Source organism: Streptomyces sp. NPDC046887 (assembly GCF_040644755.1).
GTDB classification, from domain to species: Bacteria; Actinomycetota; Actinomycetes; order Streptomycetales; family Streptomycetaceae; genus Streptomyces; species Streptomyces lichenis.
In genome coordinates this window covers 23,130-36,463 of record NZ_JBEYXH010000021.1, presented here as the reverse complement: position 1 = coordinate 36,463, position 13,334 = coordinate 23,130, and the positions used below count along the sequence as shown (strand labels likewise).

Here is a 13,334-nt window from a genome sequence, read left to right as displayed (position 1 = left end):
TGATCGATGGATGCATCGGTTGTTCATCGCCGCCCTGCGGGCCGGCATCTCCGTGGCACTGCTGGCCGGGCTCTTCGGCCAGTTGGTGGTCCTCCCGACGACGGCGGCCGACGAGGTCGACCGCTTCCCGCCGTACGCCCCGTTCGCCGTGCCCTACACGGCGGTGGCGATCCTCGGGGTGCTCTGCGTCCAGGTCGCCCTGGTCGCCACCTGGGCGCTGCTCACCATGGTCGAGCGGGACGCGATCTTCACCTCGCGGGCCTTCCGCTGGGTGGACGTGATCATCGGCTCCGCGCTGGTGGCGACGGTGCTGGCAGCCGGGGCGGCGGCGCATCTGGCGGTGGCCGAGATCCCCTCCCCCGGCGACGGCATGGATGTGCTGGGGGCGCTGTTCGCCGCGACGGGGTGCGCCGGGGTGGGCGCGGCCTTCGCCATGCTGGTCGTCGTGATGAAGGGCCTGCTGCGCAAGGCGACCGAGCTGCGGACCGAGATGGCCGGGGTCGTCTGATGCCGATCATCGTCGACCTCGATGTGCAGCTCGCCAAGCGCCGTATGTCGGTGGGCGAGTTCGCCGAGGCCGTCGGCATCACGCCCGCCAACGTCGCGGTGCTGAAGAACGGCCGGGCGAAGGCGGTGCGGTTCACCACGCTCGACGCGATCTGCCGCGTACTGGAGTGCCAGCCCGGGGACGTCCTGCGCTGGGTGCCGGAGACACCCCCGAACGGCCGCCCTCCTGAACCTTCCTGAGGCTCAACCCTTCCTGAGGCGGGCCGCCCGAACGACCGTCCTGCTAGCCCTTCTAGCCCTTCTTGAGGCGGCGGGTGACCTCCTCGCTGACCCGGCGGTGCAGTTCGGCCAGCTGCTCGGCGCTGTAGTCGCCGAGGTCGCCGACCTCCCCCGGTTTCGCCCCGGGCCCGCCCGTCCCCTTGCCCGGTTGCCCCTGCTCCTTCTTCTTCGCCTCCTCCGCCGCCCGGCGCTTCAGCTCCTTCTCCTCGGGCGAGCCGGGCACCGCGTGGGCGCAGCGGATCAGGGCCCCCTCGGCGGTCTTCAGACAGGTCGCCTCACGGCCGCCGATCTGGCCCCGGCCCTCCACCCGGTAGCGGATGTTCTGCGCGCTGCCGAGGGTCGCCGTCCAGGTGCTGCCCCCGGTGGGCACGACCTCGAATACGCGATCGCCGTTGTAGCAGCACACATCCCGGTACTCGGACTTGATCAGCGCCACCAGCGCAGCCGGCGAGGACCAGGTGGGGTCGAGCCGGTGCACGGTCAGCGGGGCGAGCGAGCCGCCCCGGTGCCGGGTCGGCACCGTCGAGACGGCGACCACCGAGCTGGCCTCGCCCTGCGGGGTCAGCGGGGTGACATAGGCGCTGCGAGCGGGGTCGTCCCGCTGGCGCAGGGTGAAGTCGGCCTCGTTGCCCTCGTTGGCGCCGTCCTCGGACTCGTCCCAGCCGCTGCGCTCGAACCACCAGTCGCCGAAGCTGCCCACCGCCTCGGTCGCCTCGCGCTGCCGGGCGGCCAGGCTCAGCGGATAGGTCGGGCCGGGCACCGAGGCGGTGTCGTCGGTGACGGTCAGCTTCCCGGTCCGCCCGTCGTAGAGGGCCACCCCGGCGGGGCGCTCGGTCACCACCAGCAGTCCGGTCTGGCGCTTGAGCGGGACGACCAGGATCGGCTTCTCGCCCTCGCAGTACACATAGGCGTCGTCGGCCTCGAACCGCGCCCAGCGCCGCTCGGCGGAGATCTTGCGCCCGAGGTTGTGGGTGAACCAGCCGCCGATCCGGGCGTCCGCGGTGTCCACGTCGAAGCGGCAGCGCTGCTGGGTCCGGCTCTTGCCGCCGAGCGGTACGTCCTGCACCAGCCCGACCTCGTACCCGGTCAGCCAGCCGGGCCGCTCCACCAGGGTGGCGAACCGGTCGGAGTCGGGCAGATAGGTGGTGTCGGCTATCTCGCCGGTGACATCGCCGAGATGCGGCGCGGCCTGCGCCTTTCCGGCCAGATAGGGGGCGCGCGCCGCCATCCCGGGCACCGGCTCGGCCACCACCCGCATCCCCTCCAGATACTCCCGGTCCTGGAGGTAGTCCCCGTACACGAACCAGCCGACCGCGACCCCCACCCCGACCACGACGCCCAGGCAGCCGAAGGCCGCCGCCGCGTCGGAGTCGCCCCGCGATCCGTCCCGCAGCTGCCCTATCAGCCACGGCAGGGCGACGAGCCCGGTGGCCACCAGCGGCACCGCCAGCCAGGGCAGCAGCTTGCGCAGCTCCCACACCACGATGGTCGTGTAGTACGAGGCGTACCAGAGCACCAGCCCCACCAGCGCCACCGCCAGCAGTGCGAGCAATCCCCCGCGCAGCGCACGGCTCATGGCCCCTCCCCCGTCGTCGCGTTCCCCTGCTCTACCCCCGGCGTCCCCCGATGGTTCCACCCCAGCCGCCGGAGCGCGCGGGCCTTCCCGAAAGACGGCCGAACGACGACGGGCCCAAGGGCCGGGCGTAGGAGACGACGCGTGCCCGGTGCGGTTCAGTTGCCGGGCGGCCCGGATTCGGTGTCCCGTCCGCCGTCCGGGCCCGGGGGCCCGAGCAGGGCGGCGAGTCCGGTGAGGCCGAGCAGCGCCCGCAGCTCGGCGCCCGCGCCCCGTACGGTGAGCGCCCTGCCCCGCCGGAGCGCGGTCAGCCGCAGCCGGGCCAGCGCCTCCACCGCCGCCAGGGTGGGGCGGGCGAGCCCTCCGGCGTCGCACACCAGCGGGCGCCCCGGGTCGACGCGGTCCATCAGGGCGGCGAGCCCGGCACAGAGCCGGGGCACGTCACTGGGGCCGACGGTCGCGGGCAGCCGCAGCACGTGCGGTTCGGTGGTCTCCACACTGATCTGACCCCGGAGGCGCCCGGAAGTCATCGGTACGGCCGGTCGCCCCCGCCGCGACCGCCCGGACGTCATCGGTGCGGTCGGCCCCCGGGCCCGTAGCCCCGTAGCACGGTGGTCGTCCGGCTCAGCCGCACAGCCAGACCGCGGTATCCGAGGGCAGTCGGCCGTCTGCGGCGAGCGGGCCGCTGGCGAGGAAGACGGCGGTGTGCGGCGGGAGCGGTACGGACCCGGGGCCCAGGTTGACCGCGCAGACCAGGTCGGCGCCACTCGGCGGTCGGCGCCTACAAGGACTGCTACTCGAACTACATCCACCCGAGGCAGAAGCACTCGGCCAGCGTCTCCCTCGGCAACGCCACCGACAAGGACATCCGGGAGAAGGACGTCTGGGCCAAGGCGTACGCCAGCGGCGGGGCCGCCCACACCTGCAACGCCTACTTGGGGCCTCTACTGAGCGCTGAGCGCGGCACCTGTACCAGGGTGCGCTGAATAGCGGCTCGGTCGCCACCATCCGTATGGTGGCGACCGAGCCGCACTCCGCTGCCCGCTCGCGACACCTCCCTCCCCCCCCTCCAAGGTTGCCTTCATGCCTTCCTCGATTCTGCGCCCAGCGTTGGTTCTGGCGACTGCGGCAGCCGTGGGAATCCTCGGCCCTCTGGCCGGGGCACTGAACGGACCCGTCGGCCAGGCCGTCGGCGCCACCTTGAGTGCCGGGTGGGCATACGCCGCGGTTTCGTTCTTCTCCGGCATGACGTGTGGCACGAAGAAGGGAGCCGCCGCCCTCGGCATCGTCTCCCTGTGGATATGCGTAACGGCCTACTACCTGACCAAGGCCGCCCAAGGGGACTACCTGCGGGCCGACCTGAGCGACACCTCCGGCAAGACCGAGTACGTCGCCTGGAGCGAACTCGTCTCCATGATCGGGCTATGGGGTGTGGCCGCCTGTCTTCTGGGCCCCCTCTGCGGAGTCGCCGGGAAGCTCGCCCGCACCGGACCGTTCCGTCTCCCCGCCCAACTCCTGCTCCCCCTCGTCATCCTGGGGGAGACCACCATGCGCCTCGCATATCCGGCTCCGTTGCAGGACCAGACGGTCGTCACGGCCTGGCAGTTCACTCGCATGCTGGCGACGGTCGCGATCAGCGCCCTGGCCGTACTGGCCGCGTGGCACACGAAACGCCGGCGTCCCGGGGCGAGAGCCTGAAGCCCGCCACCTAAGCCCCCGGCCCCGACGGCCGTCCCGCCCCACCACCGCCCCGTCCAGCCCCTGTTCGCCAGTGGCAGGGCGGGGCGGTGGGTTTGGTCCGGCACCTCTTTATGCGACAACGTCAATATTGGCGTTGCCGCATGGACGGTGGTCGCGCGGTCTCCGTACGGTTGGCGGCGACGCCCCAACAGGGGCGCGAGACAGGGGGTTTCACCATGGCTCGTGAGGAACTGACGCGGCTTACGGGGAACGGCACGGGGCAGTGCAAGAAGAACGACTGCCCCAACGTGTACCGCACCGTGTCCGGGTCCTTCGTCGTACAAGGCAATGTGTCGCGAGCCTTCACCACCCCGAAGGGCGAGGGGTTGGTGGAGATCCCGGAGGACACCCTGAAGGAGGCTGTTCGTGTTCTTGGATGGTGACGAGTGGGCAGCTCGATTCGAGACCTTCCGTCGAGAGGCGTGGCGCCTTGAGACTCTGCCGGCCTACCGAGTGCCGCAGGAAGCTGAGGAGATCGCCGAGTTTCTGGCCGGTGAGCGCATCGACCCACAGACATACTCGGACGACTACACCGAAGACCTCGAACGGGCGCGGCGGGAGGGGAAGAGCAAGGGCCGTGTTCACGTCGTAACTCGCCCTCTGTCGGACTACCTGCGCTTCGAGTTCATGTACTACCGGCCACACGCGGCAGCCGGTGAGGACATTCGCATCATGGATGTCACGAACCGCCCCAACCCACTTGCGGGAGTGCAGGACTTCTGGATGTTCGACCGCTCCGAGGTCGTCCTCATGAACTACGAGGCGGACGGCACACAGATCAGCCGCGAGGTCTTCGAGGGCGACATCACGCACTTCCATGAGTACCAGCGGATCGCTCTGGCCGAGTCCGTACCCTTCGAGGAGTACGTGAAGGGCATTGACCTTTGATCCGGAGTCGCTGGGTAGGACGCGATCAGACCTGGCGGCGGCACTACGCGACGAGCGCCGGCGGGCGGGGCTCACACAGACCACGCTCGCCAGGCGCTGCAACATGTCGCAGACAAAGATCAGCAACATCGAGAGCGGAAAGATCGCCCCGACGATCGTCGATGTCGAACTGATCCTGGAGACCCTGGGCGCGCAAGGATCCGTCGCGACGGACATACTCGCTCTCGCGCGCTCCGCCCACACCGAGTGGCAGGACGGCTGGGCGTCACAGCGGCGAGGGCTGGACAAGAAGCAGAACGAACTGACCCGCCTGGAGGCCGTGACCACCGAATTTCGCTTCTTTCTGCCGACCATGATCACGGGTCTGCTCGCCACGCCCGATTACGTACGCGCCAGCCTCTCGCGTAGTTCAGGCGACATCGCCAAAGTCATCGCCAAGAAACTCGAACGTCAGCGCGTTCTCATGGACTCGTCCAAATCCTTCACGTTCCTCCTCACCGAGCAGGCCGTGCGCTGGCCCCTGCTACCGCCCCTGGCCATGGCTCTGCAACTCGATCGCCTGGCTTCCCTGTCGCGCATTCCCCATCTACGGCTCGGCGTCATCCCGCTCGGGCTTCCGGGGCCCGTGGATGAGACACCGCTCAGCGTATTCACCGTGTACGACCGGCGGCTGGTGCAGGTCGAGACGCACACCGGTGCGCTGATTCTGCGGGACTACAAGGACGTGGCCGCATACCGCGAGGACTTCGAACGATATGAGGCCCACGCGGTGTGGGGTGACGATTGCCGGGAGCTCCTTGGAGAGTGGGCCGGGCGATTTACCCGACAACGCCAATAAGTTCGGAGCCCTGGCGCTCGCACGGCAAGACTGGTTGCCCACTCGGGACAGCATCGAGGAGGCAACGAACATGGGCGCACCCGGAACGACGACAAGCGGGCCCTTGCCCCACACCGGCGAGGGAGGGTGGGAGTACGTGACATACGCACCCTCGGGCGAGCAGTGCACCGCCTGCCGCGCCGGCATCGAACCGTTCGACCCGGTACGCCGGGCCACCGTCGAGCGCGAGCCGGGTCGGACCGTGGCCGTCTACCGGCACATCGGCGCATGTCCCTCCACACACGCGGCCACGGCGTAAGGCCGAGCCGCTCATAGATGCCCGCCCCGGCGACGGAATCCCTGGACAGGTCGAGCGCCGGGGCGGGTGGCCGACGCAGGAGTCACCCCCTGCGCATCGCGGGCCATGTCCCCGACGGTACGGGGGTGTGGCCTTCCAGAGAAGAGGAGGCTCAAGGATGAGCGTGGTGCTCGACGCGTACGAGACGAGGGTCCCGGACGCGGACGGCTGGCGCGGGTTCCCCTTCCGCCACCCCGGCGACGAGGGCGTAGCCGTCCTCGCGACGGACGGGGGCAGGCACGACGGCGGGCCGGTGCCCCCGGAGGCGCCCCGCGACCCGGCCCCCGCGCCGAAGGACGGGGGCGGTACGTAGGTCGGTGCCCCTGTAGGGCGTCAGGAAGGCGGTCCCGCCGGTGAGTGCACATGGCTCACCGGCGGGGCGAGCCCTTGCCTGGCACTTCGGCAACGCGGCGATCGACTCGGCCGCTCGTGCACTGCGGGAGGTGTCCGGACGGGGCCCGGCCGCCACGGCATCCGTGCCCGTCTCGTACCGCACCGGCCGCCCGGGTGGGCCGCCGCCCTCGTCTGTGGTTCAGGGCTCGCCCAGCCGCACCGCGAGGGCGGCGATGTCGTCGTCCAGGCGGCCTCGGCTGTAGCGGAGGAGGTCGCGGTGGAGGGCGGTGAGCAGTTCGCGGGGCGGGGTGGGGGGCTGGCGGCGCATCCAGGCGGCCAGGGGGAAGAACTCGCCGTCGTGGGCGCGGGTCTCGGCGATGCCGTCGGTGTAGAGGAGCAGCAGGTCACCGGGGGCGAGGTCGAAGGAGTCCACGTTGTAGTGGTCGCCGATGAGTTCTGCGAGGCTGAGGAGGGGTGAGGGAGTGGCGGGCTCCAGGATGCGGAGGTTGCCGCGGTTGAGGAGCAGCGGGGGCGGGTGTCCGCAGTTGAGGATGTCGATGCGGCCGCCCTCGTGGGGGATCTCCGCGAGGAGGGCGGTGGCGAAGCGCTCCATGGGCCCGTCCGGGGGAAAGGCGGCGTTGTAGCGGGCGCTGCTGGCGTCCAGTCTGCGGGCGACGCTGACCATGTCGGCCTCACCGTAGGCCGCCTCGCGGAAGGCGTTGACGATCGCCGCGGCCGCGCCGACGGCGGGCAGGCCCTTGCCGCGTACATCGCCGATGAGCAGCCGCACCCCGTAGGGAGTGTCGACCACCTCGTAGAAGTCTCCGCCGATACGGGCCTCCGCGGCGGCCGCGAGGTAGAGGGACTCGATCTCCAGGGGGCCGAAGCGGCGCGGCATGGGGCTCAGGACGACGTGCTGCGCCGCGTCGGCGACGAGCCGTACGTGAAAGAGGGTGCGCTCACGCTGGAGCCGGACGTGGCTTCCGTACGCGGCGGCCACGGTGACCGCGATGATGCCCGCCGCCGTCCACCAGGTCCCCAGGCCGGGGAAGACCAGGCTGAGGCCGATCATCAGCAGCAGGCAGACCGTCCCGAGCAGGACGGTGGGGAGGACCGGCCACATGGCGGCGGCCAGCGCCGGCGCCGCGGGCAGCAGGCGGCTGAAGGCCATCTCCGGAGGAGTGGCATAGGCCAGGCTGGCGATCACCACGGTCAGGATGACCGGCGACAGCCGCACAAACGTCCCTCGGCCGTAACGCCGACGGAGCCGCGGCCGCGCAGAATCGATCACACTTACCAGACTAACTAGGCGATCGGGACATAGCGCTCTGACGGCCCGGTCCGGGGCGGAGAGCCGGGGTTCCGGCTCAGAGCGCGAGGAGCAGTGCCTCGGAGCCGACGGGCCGGAAGCCGGCGGCCTGGAAGGCGCGGATGCTCCGGGCGTTCCCGGCGGCCTGCTGGGACCAGAGGGGCCGCCCGTCCGGTACGAGGTGCCGGGCCGCCCTCGCGAGGGCGCGGCCCAGGCCCCGGTGGCGTACCGTCTCGTCCACCTCGATCGCCGCCTCCCAGCGGCCGGCCACGCCCCGGCCGAGGACGACCACTCCCCCGTCGGCCGCCCACACCCGTACCCCGTCCCGGCGCTTGCGGGCCCGGGCCACCCGCGGGTGGTCGGGGTCGGTCAGCTCGCGCAGCGGCAGGGGCGGCGGGCCGGGGAGCGGGTCGGCCACGGTCAGCAGGTCGATGGTGTCGGTGGCCCGCCCGGTGCGGTCGAGCAGCGCGGCGAGGAACCGCGGGTTCATGGTGGCTGCCAGCTCGTCGCAGTCCAGCGCGGCCAGGGTGGCGCGGACCCAGGCCGGGTCCTCGTCGGTGAACACCACCGAGTGCGCGGTGAAGGCGATCACCCCGGCGTCCCGGTGGCTGGGCTGGGGCACCACCGTGGTGCGCCCGTCCGGCGGCGGGAACTCGCCACACGCCGCCGCGTCCAGGATGTCGGCCAGTGGCGTCCCATTCATCGCTCCTCCTTGGGGGGGAAAATCGCTGTCTGATGATCAGGACGCGATGGTAGAGAAACGGGGTGACCATCACCTCTGACTTTGCCGAGCTGCTGCGACTGATCGGCGAACGGTCGACCGCCTTCCGCGCCGCGGTCGCCTCCGCGCCCGACCTGGACGTACCGGTGCCGAGCTGCCCCGAGTGGACGCTGTTCGAACTGGTCCGGCACCTGGGGAGCGGGGACGGCTTCTGGGCCGCCATCGTCGGCGCGGGCCCCGCCGAGGCGCCTCCGGCCGAGGCCGTCGCCGCGCGTGCCGCGGTGGCCGCGCCGCGTGAGCGCGACGCGCTGGTGGCCTGGCTGGAGGAGTCGACCGGGCAGCTGCTGGGCGCCCTACGGGAGGCGGGCCCAGAGCGCGGCTGCTGGACGTGGTGGGGTGCGTCGCAGTCGCCGCGGAGCTCCGGCGCCGTAGCCCGCCACCGGGTCCAGGAGACCTCGGTGCATCTGTACGACGTCCAGCTCGCCCTGGGCGCCCCGCGGCCGCTGCCGGCCGAGGTGGCGCTGGACGGGGTGGAGGAGTTCCTGACCACCTGCTGCGCCACCACGAGCCCCTGGCCGCACAAGCCCACCGCCTTCGACTTCCACGCCGCGGAGGGCCGCTCTTGGCGGCTCACGGTGGACGGGGGCGGGGCACGCGCCGCGCGTGTCCAGGCGCCCGACGACGGGGCCGGGGCCGCCGTCCATGGCACCGCCGGTGAGCTGGTTCTCTACCTCTACGACCGCCTTCCGGCGGAGTCGATGCGGATGGACGGGGACGCCGGGCTGTTCGATCTGCTCCGTGCCTGGGAGCCGGAGGCGTAGGGCTGCGAACCGGAGGGGCAGGGCGGGGCGGTGGCACGCCGGGGAGGCGGCCACCCCCGTGGGTCGCCTCCCCGCCAGTGGGGCGGACTCGCCCCGCGTCAGCGGACTCGCCCCGGTCAGCGGACTCGCCCCGGACGGCGGACTCGTGCAGGTCAGCGGGCCGGTACGGCCAGCCGCTGGACGGCCTCGGCCGTCCGCGCCGCCCCGTCCTCGGCGGCCATCGTCCGGGCGGCCTGCGCGGCGGCCCGCCCGTACCCCGGTTCCCGCACCGCCCGGCCGAGCGCGTCCGCCAGCCGCTCGGCGGTGAGCCCGGGGAACGGGACCGGGTCCGGGGCGGCGCCGATCGCGGTGAGGCGCCCGGCCCAGAAGGGCTGGTCACCGGCGACCGGCACCGCCACCGCGGGCACCCCGGCCCGTAGCGCGGCGGCGGTGGTGCCCGCTCCGGCGTGGTGGACGACGGCCGCCAGCCGGGGGAACAGCAGGGCGTGCGACACATCGCCGACGGTGAGGACGTCGTCGTCGCCGTCGGCCACGAGACCGGCGGCCCCGCCCTGGAGGACGCCGCGCAGCCCGGCCCGGCGCAGGGCCGCCACGGCGAGCCCGCCCAGCCGCTTCCCCTCGCCCGCCGCCATGCTGCCGAAGCCGACGAGGACGGGCGGGGGCCCGGCGTCGAGGAAGGCGGCCAGGTCGGCGGGGAGCCGTTCCTCCGGACGGTGGTACGGCCACCAGTTGCCCACCACCTCCAGGCCCGGGCGCCAGCCGGCGGGCCGCGGCACCAGCGCGGTGCTGAAGCCGTGCAGGATGCGCCAGCCGTCCCGGTCCTGGCGGCGGCGCATCGCGTGGGCGGGCAGCGGTGGCAGCCCGAGCCGGTCGCGCAGCTCGCCGACCGCCGTCCCATAGACCCGGTCGGCCATCCGCAGGGCGAACCGCCCGGCCGCCCGGTTGCCCAGCCGGCCCAGTGAGCGGGCGCCGGTGACCACGGGCGGGAAGTCGCCGGTGGGCGCGGTGGGTTGGAGGTACGCCCCGAGGGTGGGCGTGCCGGTGGCCTCGGCCAGATGCCAGCCGAGCGGGGCGGTGGTGGTGGAGAGCAGCAGCAGATCCGCGCCGCCGTCGGCGAGGGCGCCGGACAGTCCTCGTCCGACGTCGACGAGGAACGAGGCCGCCTTGCGCGCCAGTTGGCGCCGGTCCGCCAGGTCGGCCCTGTCCGCCCGGGTGTCGCCGGGCAGGGCGCGGAACTCCAGCCCGGCATCGCGTACCAGGGGACCGAAGCCCTCCGTGGCGGCGAGAGCGACCTCGTGCCCGGCCCGGCGAAGTGCGGCGCCCAGGCCCGTGTACGGCGCCACATCGCCCCGTGAACCGGCCGCGGCGATCAGGATTCTCATCGGTCCTCCCCCGTGTCGTGGCCGCGGGCGGCGTTGGCGTGGACCGCCTTGCCCAGGTAGGCGGCCAGCCCCGGGCGCTGCTGGGACACCGGCACCACCAGGGCGAAGGCGCGCGGGTCGGCGGTGAAGTCGTCGGCGATCCGCCGGTGCATGTCGTACGGGCAGGAGGTGAACCAGCGCGAGATGTGCAGCCGGTGCTCCTCGGCGAGATCCATGGCCCGCTCGCCGTCACTCGGCTCGCCTCCGTCGAAGGCGGCGAGCAGCTCGGCGCGCCAGGCGGCGGCCTCCCTCATGAGCCGCCGCCAGTCCTCCTTGGTGTGCGCGGCGGCCCGCGCCATGGACGCGCGCTGCCCCTCGGTGCCCGCCCACCTCAGCTCCGCCTCGGTGGCGTAGCTCAGGTCGAAGGCGAGGTCGCCGAAGACCTCGAAGCGCTCCTGGGGGGTGAGGGACACCCCGGTCTGCTGGACCTCCACGGCCCGCGGCAAGACGGCCTTGCGCGAATGGGCAGTTCCCGCCGTCAGGCGACCCTGTACTCCTCGTCGCCGAAGTCCGCGACCACCCGAAGACGCCCGCCCAACGCCTCGACGTATGCCCGCAGCGTGGCCAGCTCGGCATGGTCCACTTCGCCGTGCTCGATGGCGGAGACGCGAGGCGGCGAAACGCCCATGGAAGCAGCCACCTGTCGCTGGGTCAGAGCCTGCGCACGGCGGACGTCCGCCAGCTTGTGCGCGCGCACCTCAGCCTTGAGCCGGTCCATCGCGGCCTTCTTCTCCTGTGCCGACCGCACCGGGAGCCCAGCGGCCTCACGCCGTTCCCGCGCTCTCCGCTTGGTCTCCTCCCAGCTGACAGTGCTCATTCGTACTCCCTGTCTTCGAGTTCGGCCAAGTGCAGTCGACACCGCTGCTCGGCCAACGGGATATTGGTGTCGTACCAGTCCCGCCACTGTCCGGCCTTGTCGCCAGCCACCAAGAGCACTGCTCGCCGTACGGGGTCGAAAGCAAAAAGGATACGTACCTCGCTGCCACCGGACGAACCCGGTCTCAGCTCCTTCAGATGGTGGTGGGCGGCACCCTTGATCCGGTCCACCAGAGGGCGACCCAAAGTCGGTCCCGCTTGAGCGAGCACGTCGATGGCATCTTCTACCTGCCTGGCGGTGTCCGCGTCTGTCTCGGCCAGCTCCACGAACCATGCCGATACCGCCCGTTATACCAACGGCCCCGGCCGCGTACACGTCGCGTACGCGGCCGGGGCCGTCACATCACCGGCGGGCGGGCGTCAGGCGATGCGGTCCAGCACGATCGGGGTCGGCTGGTGGGCGGTGCCGGCGGGGGCGATGTCCCAGGCGGCGTCCAGGGACTTCAGGGCGTAGTCGAACTTCTCGGGGGTGTCGGTGTGGAGGGTCAGGAGGGGCTGGCCGGCGGTGACGGTGTCGCCGGGCTTGGCGTGCAGTTCGACGCCGGCGCCAGCCTGGACCGGGTCCTCCTTGCGGGCGCGGCCGGCGCCGAGGCGCCAGGCGGCGACGCCGACGGCGTAGGCGTCCAGGCGGGTGAGGACGCCGGAGGCGGGGGCGGTGAGGACGTGCTGCTCACGGGCGACCGGGAGGGTGGCGTCCGGGTCACCGCCCTGGGCGGCGATCATGCGGCGCCAGACGTCCATCGCGGTGCCGTCGGCGAGGGCCTTGGCCGGGTCGGCGTCCTTGATGCCGGCCGCGTCGAGCATCTCGCGGGCGAGGGCGACGGTCAGCTCGACCACGTCGGCGGGGCCGCCGCCGGCCAGGACCTCGACGGACTCGCGCACTTCGAGGGCGTTTCCGGCGGTGAGGCCGAGCGGAGTGGACATGTCGGTGAGCAGGGCGACGGTCTTGACGCCGCTGTCGGTACCGAGGGCGACCATGGTGGAGGCCAGCTCACGGGCGTCCTCGATGGTCTTCATAAAGGCGCCCGAGCCGACCTTGACGTCCAGGACCAGGGAGCCGGTGCCCTCGGCGATCTTCTTGGACATGATGGAGGAGGCGATGAGGGGGATGGCCTCGACGGTGCCGGTGACGTCCCGGAGGGCGTAGAGCTTCTTGTCGGCGGGGGCCAGGCCGTCGCCGGCGGCGCAGATCACCGCGCCGGTGGTGTCCAGGACGTGCAGCATCTCCTCGTTGGAGAGCAGGGCGCGCCAGCCGGGGATGGACTCCAGCTTGTCCAGGGTGCCGCCGGTGTGGCCGAGGCCGCGGCCGGAGAGCTGCGGGACGGCGGCGCCGCAGGCGGCGACCAGGGGGGCCAGGGGGAGGGTGATCTTGTCGCCCACGCCGCCGGTGGAGTGCTTGTCGGCGGTGGGCCGGGAGAGGGAGGAGAAGTCCATGCGCTCGCCGGAGGCGATCATCGCGGCGGTCCACCGGGCGATCTCGGTGCGGTTCATGCCGTTGAGCAGGATCGCCATGGCGAGCGAGGACATCTGCTCGTCGGCCACCTCGCCGCGGGTGTAGGCGTCGATGACCCAGTCGATCTGCTCGGGGCTGAGCTCGCCGCGGTCCCGCTTGGTGCGGATGACGGAGATCGCGTCCATGGTGAAGTTCCTTCCAGCGAGGGCCTCTACGACGCCGACGACTCTACGCGCAT

At 72.2% G+C, this 13,334-nt stretch carries 17 protein-coding genes and 3 pseudogenes; 10 read left to right on the top strand and 10 right to left on the bottom strand.

The annotated features are described in order from the left end of the window. Positions 1-10: 10 nt before the first annotated feature. Both ABZ945_RS20105 and ABZ945_RS20100 read left to right on the top strand, forming a co-directional pair. Positions 11-508 carry a DUF2975 domain-containing protein gene (locus ABZ945_RS20105; RefSeq protein ID WP_361271093.1) on the top strand — a complete coding sequence of 166 codons (498 nt, stop codon included), beginning with the start codon at positions 11-13 and terminating at the stop codon, positions 506-508. Further along, positions 508-747, top strand: a complete 240-nt coding sequence (locus tag ABZ945_RS20100; RefSeq protein ID WP_361271090.1) for a helix-turn-helix transcriptional regulator — start codon at positions 508-510, stop codon at positions 745-747. Before ABZ945_RS20105 ends, ABZ945_RS20100 begins: the two co-directional genes overlap by 1 nt. Positions 748-799: 52 nt before the next feature. On the opposite strand, the gene ABZ945_RS20095 is transcribed toward ABZ945_RS20100, so the two are convergent. From ABZ945_RS20095 to ABZ945_RS20085, 3 genes and pseudogenes are all read right to left on the bottom strand, one after another. After that, complete coding sequence (locus ABZ945_RS20095; RefSeq protein WP_361271087.1) at positions 800-2,362, bottom strand: hypothetical protein; 1,563 nt, start codon at positions 2,360-2,362, stop codon at positions 800-802. Positions 2,363-2,517: 155 nt separating this feature from the next. Then, positions 2,518-2,856: an STAS domain-containing protein gene (locus tag ABZ945_RS20090; RefSeq protein WP_361271084.1), complete on the bottom strand. Its 339-nt coding sequence runs from the start codon at positions 2,854-2,856 to the stop codon at positions 2,518-2,520. Between the two features lie 127 nt (positions 2,857-2,983). Then, a pseudogene (locus tag ABZ945_RS20085) lies at positions 2,984-3,133 on the bottom strand (DUF3459 domain-containing protein); the annotation flags it as partial. An 8-nt stretch (positions 3,134-3,141) separates the two neighbouring features. Here ABZ945_RS20085 and ABZ945_RS20080 point away from each other — a divergent pair. From ABZ945_RS20080 to ABZ945_RS20050, 7 genes and pseudogenes are all read left to right on the top strand, one after another. Beyond that, positions 3,142-3,345, top strand: a pseudogene (locus ABZ945_RS20080) (lactococcin 972 family bacteriocin); the annotation flags it as partial. Positions 3,346-3,442: 97 nt separating this feature from the next. Next, complete coding sequence (locus ABZ945_RS20075) at positions 3,443-4,057, top strand: DUF6518 family protein (protein WP_361271081.1); 615 nt, start codon at positions 3,443-3,445, stop codon at positions 4,055-4,057. 218 nt (positions 4,058-4,275) lie between these two features. After that, positions 4,276-4,482, top strand: coding sequence for a hypothetical protein (locus ABZ945_RS20070; RefSeq protein ID WP_361271079.1), 207 nt, complete (start codon positions 4,276-4,278; stop codon positions 4,480-4,482). Continuing rightward, positions 4,466-4,987, top strand: a complete 522-nt coding sequence (locus tag ABZ945_RS20065; protein ID WP_361271077.1) for a DUF6879 family protein — start codon at positions 4,466-4,468, stop codon at positions 4,985-4,987. Before ABZ945_RS20070 ends, ABZ945_RS20065 begins: the two co-directional genes overlap by 17 nt. Beyond that, complete coding sequence (locus ABZ945_RS20060; RefSeq protein ID WP_361271075.1) at positions 4,977-5,825, top strand: helix-turn-helix transcriptional regulator; 849 nt, start codon at positions 4,977-4,979, stop codon at positions 5,823-5,825. The genes ABZ945_RS20065 and ABZ945_RS20060 overlap by 11 nt, the downstream gene beginning before the upstream one ends. A gap of 136 nt (positions 5,826-5,961) precedes the next feature. Further along, a complete protein-coding gene (locus ABZ945_RS20055; RefSeq protein WP_361271072.1) occupies positions 5,962-6,123 on the top strand; it encodes a hypothetical protein in 162 nt (53 codons plus the stop codon). Between the two features lie 157 nt (positions 6,124-6,280). Then, the gene (locus tag ABZ945_RS20050) at positions 6,281-6,475 is read left to right on the top strand and encodes a hypothetical protein (protein WP_361271070.1); all 195 of its coding nucleotides are present in this window, start codon (positions 6,281-6,283) and stop codon (positions 6,473-6,475) included. A 219-nt stretch (positions 6,476-6,694) separates the two neighbouring features. Here ABZ945_RS20050 and ABZ945_RS20045 read toward each other — a convergent pair whose 3' ends face one another. Together ABZ945_RS20045 and ABZ945_RS20040 are read right to left on the bottom strand one after the other, a co-directional pair. Then, complete coding sequence (locus ABZ945_RS20045; protein ID WP_361271311.1) at positions 6,695-7,666, bottom strand: PP2C family protein-serine/threonine phosphatase; 972 nt, start codon at positions 7,664-7,666, stop codon at positions 6,695-6,697. 196 nt (positions 7,667-7,862) lie between these two features. Next, a complete protein-coding gene (locus ABZ945_RS20040) occupies positions 7,863-8,507 on the bottom strand; it encodes a GNAT family N-acetyltransferase (RefSeq protein WP_361271067.1) in 645 nt (214 codons plus the stop codon). Positions 8,508-8,569: 62 nt separating this feature from the next. On the opposite strand from ABZ945_RS20040, the gene ABZ945_RS20035 reads away from it, so the two are divergent. Further along, complete coding sequence (locus tag ABZ945_RS20035) at positions 8,570-9,346, top strand: maleylpyruvate isomerase family mycothiol-dependent enzyme (RefSeq protein ID WP_361271065.1); 777 nt, start codon at positions 8,570-8,572, stop codon at positions 9,344-9,346. A 152-nt stretch (positions 9,347-9,498) separates the two neighbouring features. Here ABZ945_RS20035 and ABZ945_RS20030 read toward each other — a convergent pair whose 3' ends face one another. From ABZ945_RS20030 to ABZ945_RS20010, 5 genes and pseudogenes are all read right to left on the bottom strand, one after another. After that, positions 9,499-10,728: a glycosyltransferase gene (locus tag ABZ945_RS20030; RefSeq protein ID WP_361271063.1), complete on the bottom strand. Its 1,230-nt coding sequence runs from the start codon at positions 10,726-10,728 to the stop codon at positions 9,499-9,501. Beyond that, positions 10,725-11,207, bottom strand: a pseudogene (locus ABZ945_RS20025) (TipAS antibiotic-recognition domain-containing protein); the annotation flags it as partial. The gene ABZ945_RS20030 and the pseudogene ABZ945_RS20025, both read right to left, overlap by 4 nt. Before the next feature lie 38 nt (positions 11,208-11,245). Next, positions 11,246-11,584: an XRE family transcriptional regulator gene (locus tag ABZ945_RS20020; protein WP_361271060.1), complete on the bottom strand. Its 339-nt coding sequence runs from the start codon at positions 11,582-11,584 to the stop codon at positions 11,246-11,248. Further along, complete coding sequence (locus ABZ945_RS20015) at positions 11,581-11,910, bottom strand: type II toxin-antitoxin system RelE/ParE family toxin (protein WP_361271057.1); 330 nt, start codon at positions 11,908-11,910, stop codon at positions 11,581-11,583. The genes ABZ945_RS20020 and ABZ945_RS20015 overlap by 4 nt, the downstream gene beginning before the upstream one ends. A gap of 93 nt (positions 11,911-12,003) precedes the next feature. Then, positions 12,004-13,281: a thymidine phosphorylase gene (locus ABZ945_RS20010; protein ID WP_361271055.1), complete on the bottom strand. Its 1,278-nt coding sequence runs from the start codon at positions 13,279-13,281 to the stop codon at positions 12,004-12,006. Between the last annotated feature and the right edge of the window lie 53 nt (positions 13,282-13,334).